The following is a 9,483-nucleotide window of genomic DNA, read 5'->3' as shown; positions in this document are numbered from 1 at the left end:
CGGCTGGCGACGGCCCTCGGGCGGCTCGCCGCCACCGACCCCGCGCGGCTGCTCGCGCGCCCGGACGTCACCGCCGCCCGCTCGCTGACCACCCGGGGCCTGCCGGCCCGTACCGTCGACGGTTTTCTGCGCCCCCTGCTGACCGCTTTGCTCTGCGACCCGGACCTCGGCACGTCGAGCCGGTACGCCGACCTCGCCCTGCACTCCTTCGCCACCGGCCGGCTGTGTCTGCCCGAGGGCGGCGCGGACGCCCTCCCCGATCTGCTCGCGGCCGGTCTGCCGCCGGGCACCGTGCGGACGAACGTCGAGGTCACCGCCGTCTCCACGACCGGCGTGAGCACCCGGGAGCACGGCGAGATCCACTGCCGGGCCGTCCTGCTGGCGACCGGGGCGCGGGCCGCCGCGGGCTTCCTGCCAGGGCTGCGCGTCCCGGCCTTCCATCCGGTGACCGTGCTGCACCACACCATGGACGTGCCCCCGCTCGCCGACCCGGCTCTCCTCCTCGACGCCGACCGGGGCGGCCCGGTGGCGCACACGGCGGTCGTCAGCCAGGTCGACCCGACACGGGCACCGGCGGGCCGCGCCCTGGTCTCCTCGACCGTGCTCGGCACCCCGCCCGGCGCGGCCCACCTGGACGCCACGGTCCGCGCCCAACTGGCCCGGCTCTACCGGACGTCGACGGCCCGCTGGGAGCTGCTGGCCGTGCACCACGACCCCGAGGCGGTCCCGGCGATGCCGCCCCCGCACGACGCGCGCCGCCCGGTGCGTCTCCTCGCCGGGCTGTACGTGTGCGGCGACCACCGGGACACGAGCAGCGTGCAGGGCGCGCTGCGCTCCGCCCGGCGCGCCGCCCACGCCCTCCTGAAGGACCTGGGCGTCCGGCCGGCCGTGCCCGCCGGGCGCCTGGAGTCCGCGGCGGCGTGACCCCGGCCCCGCCCGGGGATCGGTGAACGCGGCCCCGCCGGGGCCCGGCGAACGCGGGCGAGCTTCCCGGTCTCCGGCGCCCCGGGCCGGAGACCGGGGACGGCCGCCGCGTCCCCGGCCCGGCCGCGCGGCTCAGTGCAGCGCGGACACCTTGTCCCGGTAACCGCGCACGGGCGCCGCGTCCTTGTACGGTTCGAGCCGCTTCTCGAAGTCCCGTACGTACTCGACGGCCCGCGCCGACCGCATCTCCGCCGCCTGCCCGGCCGCCTCCGCGCCGAGCAGGCAGGCCTGGTCCAGCTCGCCGAGCCCGAGCCGGGCGGAGGCGAGCACCACCCGGCAGAACAGCCGGCTGCGGGCGTAGCCGGGCGCGCGCAGTTGCAGTGAGCGCTCGGCGTGCTGGGCGGCGGCCCGGAACTGCTGGAGGTCGCGGTGGCAGTGCCCGAACTCGTCGGCGAGCTGGGCCTCGTCGAAGAACCGGGCCCAGTGCGGGACCTCGTCGCCGGCCCGGGACGCCTCCAGTGCCCGTTCGGCGCGGACCAGGGAGGCCGTACAGGCGCGCACCTCGCCGAGCACGCCGTGTCCGCGCGCCTCGACGGCGTGCAGCAGGGCCTGCACCACGTGCGGTCCGGACGATCCGAGCCCCTGCTGGGCGACCCGGGCGAGCTGCACGGCCTCCCTCCCGTGGCCGAGGTAGACGGCCTGCCGGCTCATGGTGATGAGGACGTAGGCGCCGTAGACCCGGTCGCCGGCGGCCTGCGCGAGCCGCAGCGCCTGGACGAAGTACCGCTGGGCGAGCCCGTGCGCGCCGATGTCATACGAGGTCCAGCCGGCGAGCCGGGTGAGGTCGGAGGCGGCGGCGAACAGGTGCCGGCCGGTCTGCTCGCCGTAGGCGCCGCGGAGCATCGGCTCGGCCTCGTGCTCCAGATAGCGGACCAGTGCCTGGCGCGCGTGGCCGCCGCCGTAGGCGTGGTCGAGGGCACGGAAGAGTTCGCCGACCGAGCGCAGCGCGGCGATGTCGCCGCCGGTGACCCGCTGGCCCGGGCCCCGTTCGGTCCGGGCGCGCCGGGCCGGCGGGACGCCCGGTTCGGGCGGCGCGGTCAGGCGGGGGGCGGCCGGGCGGCCCTGGGCGGGCACCCGGGAGGGCTGGTCGCCGTGGGCGACCCGGTCGTCGGCCCGGCCGATCAGCCAGTCCCGGCTGGGCACGACGAGTCCGGCGGGGGTGAAGGCGATCTTGCGGAGTTCGGCGTGGCTGCCGGAGTCCTTGCGCCACAGGCCGCTGACGATGTCGACGGCCTCCTCGGGGGTGGCGGCGAACTCCAGCCCCGCGTACACGGGTGCGCAGGCGTCGAGTCCGAGGTCCTGCGCGGTCAGGCGCCGGCCGAGGCGGCGGGTGAAGACCTCGGCGATGAGCGCGGGCGTGGTCCCCCGGGGCTGCTGGCCCCGCAGCCAGCGGGTCACCGACGTCTTGTCGTATCTGAGGTCGAGTCCGTGTTCCAGACCGAGCTGGTCCACGCGACGGGCGAGCCCGGCGTTGGAGAACCCCGCTTCTGCGATGAGCGCGGCGAGCTGGCGGTTGGGAGTGCGCTGCGCGGGTCGTTCCGTCATCTGCGGTGCGGTCTCCTGCCTTCGGGTCACCGGTGCGCTCGGGGCGGCGCGGAGCGTGCTCGGGCCGCTCCGAGGCCGCCTGGTGCCCGGATTGCCTGTGAGCAGCCCTTATGGCCTCGTGAACGGCGCGAATGTAGCGGAGCGTGAGCACGTCATCGCACACTTCGACCTTCATTCATCCGATCGTGTGAGGATTGGCCGTCGGGCTGACGCGGATCGGGCGGACGTACAGTGGCGTGGGCGCGCGACGGACCCGGCACAGCGGTCCGACGTACCTGACGAAAGGTTCTTCCGCGTGCCGCGCACGGGGCCCACCACTGCCCCAGGAAGCTTCGAGGAGGCGCTTGCCGTGAGTGAGTTGCGGTTCGTTCGCATGGGATTCGGTGCCGAGGCCGTCGAGTACCAGGAGGCGTGGGACGAGCAGCGCCGTGTGCACGCCGCCCGGTTCCTGGACGAGATCCCGGACACCTGTCTGCTGCTGGAGCACCCGCCGGTCTACACGGCGGGCCGACGCACGGCGGACAGCGAGCGCCCCCTCGACGGAACGCCGGTCATCGACGTGGACCGCGGCGGCAAGATCACCTGGCACGGACCGGGCCAGCTCGTCGGCTACCCGATCCAGAAGCTCCCGCGCCCGGTGGACGTCGTGGCCCACGTCCGCCGCCTGGAAGAGGCCCTGATCCGCACCTGCGCGGAGTTCGGCCTGGAGACCAGCCGGGTCGAGGGCCGCAGCGGGGTGTGGGTCCTCGGCGACCCCAAGGAGCCCGGCCACGGTTCCGCGCTCGGCGGGCTCTCCCTGGACTTCGATCCGAGGCTCCAGGACGAGGAGTTCGACCCGCGCCTCAACGGCCCGGAGTACGCGCCCTCCAACGCCGGCCAGCGCCGCGAGGACCGCAAGATCGCGGCGATCGGCATCCGGGTCGCCAAGGGCGTCACCATGCACGGCTTCGCGCTGAACGTGAACCCCGACAACGCCTGGTTCGACCGGATCATCCCGTGCGGCATCCGGGACGCGGGGGTCGCCTCCCTCGCCGGGGAACTCGGCCGCGACGTGACGATCGCCGAGGTCCTGCCGGTGGCCGAGCGGCACCTGCGGGACGTACTGGAGAACGCGGACCCACGCCCGCGGGCCGTGGAACGGACTCCGGCCTAGAGGCCCGCCCCGAAGTGTGCGGCCGTACGTGGGAATGGACCCCCGTTCCCGAAGGTTGCCCACCTCGGGGGCCGAGAACCGCACGGGCGTACCCTGGTGTACGCCGAAGAATCGAAGCTACAGGGAGCCGATGTGTCCGCAGTCGCACCCGACGGACGCAAGATGCTGCGCCTGGAGGTCCGGAACAGCCAGACCCCCATCGAGCGCAAGCCCGAGTGGATCAAGACCCGGGCGAAAATGGGCCCCGAGTACACGAAGATGCAGGCTCTGGTGAAGAGCGAGGGCCTGCACACGGTCTGCCAGGAGGCGGGCTGCCCCAACATCTACGAGTGCTGGGAGGACCGCGAGGCCACCTTCCTCATCGGCGGTGACCAGTGCACGCGGCGCTGCGACTTCTGCCAGATCGACACCGGCAAACCCGAGGCGCTCGACCGTGACGAGCCGCGCCGCGTCGGCGAGTCCGTCGTCACGATGGACCTGAACTACGCCACCATCACCGGCGTCGCCCGCGACGACCTGGAGGACGGCGGCGCCTGGCTGTACGCGGAGACGGTCCGCCAGATCCACGCCCAGACGGCGGGCCGCGAGAGCGGCCGCACCAAGGTCGAGCTGCTGGCCCCGGACTTCAACGCCGAGCCCGCCCAGCTCGCCGAGGTCTTCTCCTCGCGTCCCGAGGTCTTCGCGCACAACGTCGAGACCGTCCCGCGGATCTTCAAGCGCATCCGCCCCGGCTTCCGCTACGAGCGCTCGCTGAGGGTCATCACCGAGGCCCGTGACTACGGTCTGGTCACGAAGTCGAACCTGATCCTCGGCATGGGCGAGACCCGCGAGGAGGTCAGCGAGGCGCTCCGGCAGCTCCACGACGCGGGCTGCGAGCTGATCACCATCACGCAGTACCTGCGGCCCTCCGTGCGCCACCACCCCGTGGAGCGCTGGGTCAAGCCGAACGAGTTCGTGGAGCTGAAGGAGGAGGCCGAGGAGATCGGCTTCTCCGGCGTCATGTCCGGCCCGCTGGTCCGGTCCTCCTACCGGGCGGGCCGGCTGTACCAGATGGCCGTCGAGAAGCGGGGCGCCTACGTCGCCTCCCAGGCGGTCTGACTACGCCGAACGGGAATCGCCCGGACGAGTGTGGTGAAACGAAGGCGGTGGCACTGCGTGCCACCGCCTTCGTGTGAATCGGCGCACAGCCAACTCACCCCTCACACCGGCCCGTTCCCGCCCGTCACGGCCATCCGCGCAGTTCGGGACCCCGCCGCGGACGCGCCGGAAACACGGCCCCGGGCATCCAGGTTTCATTGGTGTTTGACCGGTCGGTCACGCCCTGGTAACACCAATCAGTGACCCTGGTCTTACACCCCGTACCGCCCCGCACGAGCCGCCGATCCCGAGGGGGGACTCCCACCATGCAGGCCGCGCCCGTTCGCGCCACCGCGATCCCGTCGTTCACCGATGCACTCCGTGCCGTCGAGTCGCTGCTGCTGAGCAGCGGCCAGCGCACCGCCCGCCGCAACGCGTGGACCTCCGTCCTGGAGGACCGCCGCCGCGCGAAGGACCGGGTCGAGGCGCAGCTCGTGCTGGAGTCCGTCCTCACCCGTTCCTGACACCTCCCCCGGAACCCCGCCTTCCCCGGGCACCGCGCCCCCGTCGCGCCCCGCTCGCCCGGTACTGCCGTCGAAGGCGCTCCGCGGGCCACGTAGACTCGCTGGCATGGCGAGGAAGGAACCCGCAGCGGACGCTGCGAACCCCGGGCGACTCAAGCAGATCGTCCAGACGTACAAGATGACCCGCAGGGCCGACTCGATGATCGGTCTTGTACTCGCGGCTGTCGGAATTGTCACCTTCGGTGTCATCCTCGCGATCGGCTTCTTGATCGGACACCCGGTCTATCTCGGCATCCTCGGGCTCCTGCTCGCCTTCCTCGCGACGGCGATCGTCTTCGGGCGCAGGGCCGAGCGGGCCGCCTTCGGGCAGATGGAGGGCCAGCCCGGCGCGGCGGCGGCGGTGCTCGACAACATCGGCCGGGGCTGGACCACCACCCCGGCGGTGGCGATGAACCGCAGCCAGGACGTGGTGCACCGCGCGGTCGGCAAGGCCGGCATCGTGCTGGTGGCCGAGGGCAACCCGAACCGGGTGAAGAGCCTGCTGGCCGCCGAGAAGAAGAAGATGGCGCGGATCGTCGCGGACGTCCCGGTGCACGACATCCTCGTGGGCACGACCGAGAACACCGTGGAGCTGAAGAAGCTCCGGACGACGATGCTCAAGCTGCCCCGCGTCCTCACCGGCCCGCAGGTCACCGCGACCAACGACCGGCTGCGCGCGATGGGCGACCTGATGAGCAACATGCCGCTGCCGAAGGGCCCGATGCCCAAGGGCATGCGGATGCCGCGCGGCGGCAAGGGCCGCTGACCCTCCCCCGAACCCGATACGCCGATGGGGCGCCCGGAGACTTCTCCGGGCGCCCCATCTGCGTGTACGGGGTGTGCCGTCCGTCGGCCGCGGACCCCCGATCGTCAGGCGCGGACCCAGACAACGGTCAGCCGCGGACCCGGACGACCGTCAGGCGCGGACCTTGACGACCGTCAGGCGCGGACCTCGATCGTGCGGGCCAGGCGGTCGTGCAGGCCGCGGCCGTCGCGGTCCCAGATCAGCGCGGGCACGGCCACGCACAGCAGCGCGGTGCGCAGCAGCACGCGCAGCGGGTTCAGCCGGCCGCCGCCCTCGGGCACGACGCGCAGGCCGAACAGCCGCTTGCCCGGGGTGAAGCCGACGGTACCGACCGTGAGCAGGCCGAGGACGAAGAAGACGAGGAGCGCCCAGTTGCCCGTGGCCTGGTCGTAGCCATGGGTGAGCAGCCCGTATGCGATCAGGAGGCACAGCCCCCAGTCGACGGCGAGGGCCCCGAGCCGGCGGCCGGGGCGGGCGATCGAGCCCGGCCCCTCCTCCGGCAGACCGAGCTGTTCGCCCCGGTATCCGAAGTCGACACCGGCGTCCTCGGCGGCGGCGCGGGGGCCGGAGAGCCACGATCCGATTGCTTGCCTGTTGTCCACGCGTCCACGGTACTGTGCCCGTTTTGACCTGTGGACAGGAGGGGCCTTCCCGACCTGGGTCGGTTAACTTGGGCGAAACAAATGGGTCACGCTTGAGAAATCCCCCGTCCCTATGGTCGGCTCCAGCGTGTGCCACCGCACTGGCCGCACGAACGAACTACCACCCCGGTCCACTGTGGGCGGGAGTAGGAGGAGCTGGATGTTCCAGAACGCCGACGAGGCCAAGAAGTTCATCGCGGACGAGGACGTCAAGTTCGTCGACGTCCGCTTCTGCGACCTGCCGGGTGTGATGCAGCACTTCACGATCCCGGCCGAGGCCTTCGACCCGGCCGAGGAGCTCGCGTTCGACGGGTCCTCCATCCGCGGCTTCCAGGCCATCCACGAGTCCGACATGGCGCTCCGCGCCGACCTGTCCACCGCGCGCGTCGACCCCTTCCGCCGCGACAAGACGGTCAACGTCAACTTCTTCATCCACGACCCGATCACGGGCGAGCAGTACTCCCGTGACCCGCGCAACGTGGCCAAGAAGGCCGAGGCCTACCTCGCGTCGACCGGTATCGCCGACACGGCGTACTTCGGTCCCGAGGCCGAGTTCTACGTCTTCGACAGCGTGCGCTTCCAGACCTCCGCGAACGAGTCCTTCTACCACATCGACTCCGAGGCCGGCGCCTGGAACACCGGTGCGGTCGAGGACAACCGCGGTTACAAGGTCCGCTACAAGGGCGGCTACTTCCCCACCCCGCCGGTCGACCACTTCGCCGACCTGCGTGCCGAGATCTCCCTGGAACTGGCCAAGTCCGGCCTCCAGGTCGAGCGCCAGCACCACGAGGTGGGCACCGCCGGCCAGGCCGAGATCAACTACAAGTTCAACACGCTGCTGGCCGCCGCCGACGACCTGATGCTCTTCAAGTACATCGTGAAGAACGTCGCCTGGCGCAACGGCAAGACCGCGACCTTCATGCCGAAGCCGATCTTCGGTGACAACGGCTCGGGCATGCACGTCCACCAGTCCCTGTGGAGCGGCGGTTCCCCGCTGTTCTACGACGAGGCCGGTTACGCGGGCCTGTCGGACACCGCCCGCTACTACATCGGCGGCATTCTCAAGCACGCCCCGTCGCTGCTCGCGTTCACCAACCCGACGGTGAACTCGTACCACCGCCTGGTCCCCGGCTTCGAGGCCCCGGTCAACCTGGTGTACTCGCAGCGCAACCGCTCCGCGGCCATGCGTATCCCGATCACGGGCTCCAACCCGAAGGCCAAGCGCGTCGAGTTCCGCGCGCCCGACTCCTCCGGCAACCCGTACCTCGCGTTCTCCGCGCTGCTGATGGCCGGCCTGGACGGCGTCAAGAACAAGATCGAGCCGGCCGAGCCGATCGACAAGGACCTGTACGAGCTGGCTCCCGAGGAGCACGCGGGCGTCGCCCAGGTCCCGACCTCGCTCCCGGCCGTCCTCGACCGCCTTGAGGCCGACCACGAGTTCCTGCTCGCGGGCGACGTCTTCACGTCCGACCTGATCGAGACGTGGATCGACTACAAGCGCACCAACGAGATCGCCCCCCTCCAGCTCCGCCCGCACCCGCACGAGTTCGAGCTGTACTACGACGTGTAAGCCCGTCGCACAGCCTGATCACCGGCCGTGTCCTTCCTTCGGGAGGGGCGCGGCCGTCGTGCTGTGCGGGGAGGGGTGGTTGTCGGGGCGGTGTAAACAACTGGCTTGTGACAGGGGAGTTCTTTGCCCTGCGCGGAGAGTACCGGCACCCCTGCATGGGGGTGGGCGGGCGCACAATGGGGAGTGGGACGAGTGCCCTGACTGCGGGGTGATGCGAGATGCGGAGCCGGTTCCGGAACGATCGGCGGCTGACCGTGCGGATGACGGTCACGCTGTTCCTGCTCGGACTGCTGTACGTGGCGTTCGTCGCCGCGCTGATCGTGCTGCTGAAGTCGTGGGTGCTGGTCGTGGTGATCGCGGCCGGGTTCCTGCTGGCGCAGTACTGGTTCTCGGACCGGATCGCGCTGTACGCCATGCATGGGCGGATCGTGCGGCGTGAGGAGTATCCGCAGCTTCACGGCGTGGTCGACCGGCTCTGCGCGGTGGCCGACATGCCCAAGCCGCTGGTCGCCGTCTCGGACATCGACATGCCGAACGCCTTCGCCACCGGGCGCAACGCCGATCACGCGGTGCTCTGTGTGACCACGGGCCTGCTGCGGCGGCTGGAGCCGGACGAGCTGGAGGGCGTCCTCGCGCACGAGCTGTCGCACGTGGCGCACAAGGATGTCGCCGTGATCACGGCTGCCTCGTTCCTCGGGGTCCTCGCGGGTCTGATCGTACGGTTCGCGTTCTACTCGCAGATCTTCGGCGGGCGGGGCCGCAAGGACCAGAACACCCTCGCGCTCTTCATGATGGTGATGGCGGTGTCCGCTGCCGTGTACGCGATCAGCTTCATGCTGATCAGGGCGCTCTCGCGGTACCGCGAGCTGGCCGCCGACCGGGCCGCGGCCCACCTCACCGGCCGCCCCTCGGCGCTGGCCTCCGCCCTGGCCAAGGTGAGCGGGGACATCGGCCGTATCCCCACCAAGGACCTGCGGACCGCGCAGGCCTTCAACGCCTTCTACTTCACCCCCGCGCTCGGCCGGGAACCCGGTGTCGCCAGGTTCTTCTCCACCCACCCGAGCCTGGAACAGCGGCTCGAACAGCTGGCCGGTATCTCCGTCGAGCTGGGCGAGCCCGCGTCGCCGGGCCCGCTCACCCCGACT

8 protein-coding genes and 1 pseudogene are annotated in these 9,483 nt (G+C 71.5%); 7 read left to right on the top strand and 2 right to left on the bottom strand.

The window, feature by feature from the left end; genetic code table 11:
- Nucleotides 1-924 (top strand): FAD-dependent oxidoreductase (locus tag AB0912_RS19375; protein ID WP_366701210.1); only part of this gene is annotated, 924 nt, incomplete at its 5' end.
- A gap of 132 nt (nt 925-1,056) precedes the next feature.
- Here the strand turns inward: AB0912_RS19375 and AB0912_RS19370 are convergent.
- Nucleotides 1,057-2,529, bottom strand: coding sequence for a regulator (locus AB0912_RS19370; RefSeq protein ID WP_366701208.1), 1,473 nt, complete (start codon nt 2,527-2,529; stop codon nt 1,057-1,059).
- A 349-nt stretch (nt 2,530-2,878) separates the two neighbouring features.
- Here AB0912_RS19370 and lipB point away from each other — a divergent pair, with 349 nt between their 5' ends.
- From lipB to AB0912_RS19350, 4 genes are all read left to right on the top strand, one after another.
- Nucleotides 2,879-3,682, top strand: coding sequence for a lipoyl(octanoyl) transferase LipB (gene lipB / locus AB0912_RS19365; RefSeq protein ID WP_366701206.1), 804 nt, complete (start codon nt 2,879-2,881; stop codon nt 3,680-3,682).
- A gap of 132 nt (nt 3,683-3,814) precedes the next feature.
- A complete protein-coding gene (lipA, locus tag AB0912_RS19360; protein WP_366701204.1) occupies nt 3,815-4,780 on the top strand; it encodes a lipoyl synthase in 966 nt (321 codons plus the stop codon).
- 305 nt (nt 4,781-5,085) lie between these two features.
- Nucleotides 5,086-5,283: a hypothetical protein gene (locus tag AB0912_RS19355; protein ID WP_366701202.1), complete on the top strand. Its 198-nt coding sequence runs from the start codon at nt 5,086-5,088 to the stop codon at nt 5,281-5,283.
- A gap of 106 nt (nt 5,284-5,389) precedes the next feature.
- Nucleotides 5,390-6,088, top strand: coding sequence for a DUF4191 domain-containing protein (locus AB0912_RS19350; RefSeq protein ID WP_366701200.1), 699 nt, complete (start codon nt 5,390-5,392; stop codon nt 6,086-6,088).
- 173 nt (nt 6,089-6,261) lie between these two features.
- Here the strand turns inward: AB0912_RS19350 and AB0912_RS19345 are convergent, their stop codons facing one another.
- Nucleotides 6,262-6,729, bottom strand: coding sequence for an RDD family protein (locus AB0912_RS19345; protein WP_366701198.1), 468 nt, complete (start codon nt 6,727-6,729; stop codon nt 6,262-6,264).
- A gap of 199 nt (nt 6,730-6,928) precedes the next feature.
- Here AB0912_RS19345 and glnA point away from each other — a divergent pair, with 199 nt between their 5' ends.
- Together glnA and htpX are read left to right on the top strand one after the other, a co-directional pair.
- The gene (glnA, locus tag AB0912_RS19340) at nt 6,929-8,338 is read left to right on the top strand and encodes a type I glutamate--ammonia ligase (protein WP_366701196.1); all 1,410 of its coding nucleotides are present in this window, start codon (nt 6,929-6,931) and stop codon (nt 8,336-8,338) included.
- Between the two features lie 218 nt (nt 8,339-8,556).
- Nucleotides 8,557-9,468, top strand: a pseudogene (htpX, locus tag AB0912_RS19335) (zinc metalloprotease HtpX); the annotation flags it as partial.
- Between the last annotated feature and the right edge of the window lie 15 nt (nt 9,469-9,483).

Origin of the sequence: Streptomyces sp. NPDC007084, from assembly GCF_040703595.1 — a bacterium.
Taxonomy (GTDB): domain Bacteria; phylum Actinomycetota; class Actinomycetes; order Streptomycetales; family Streptomycetaceae; genus Streptomyces.
Note: the sequence above shows the minus strand (reverse complement) of the source record. Positions and strands in the feature narration are given on the sequence as shown.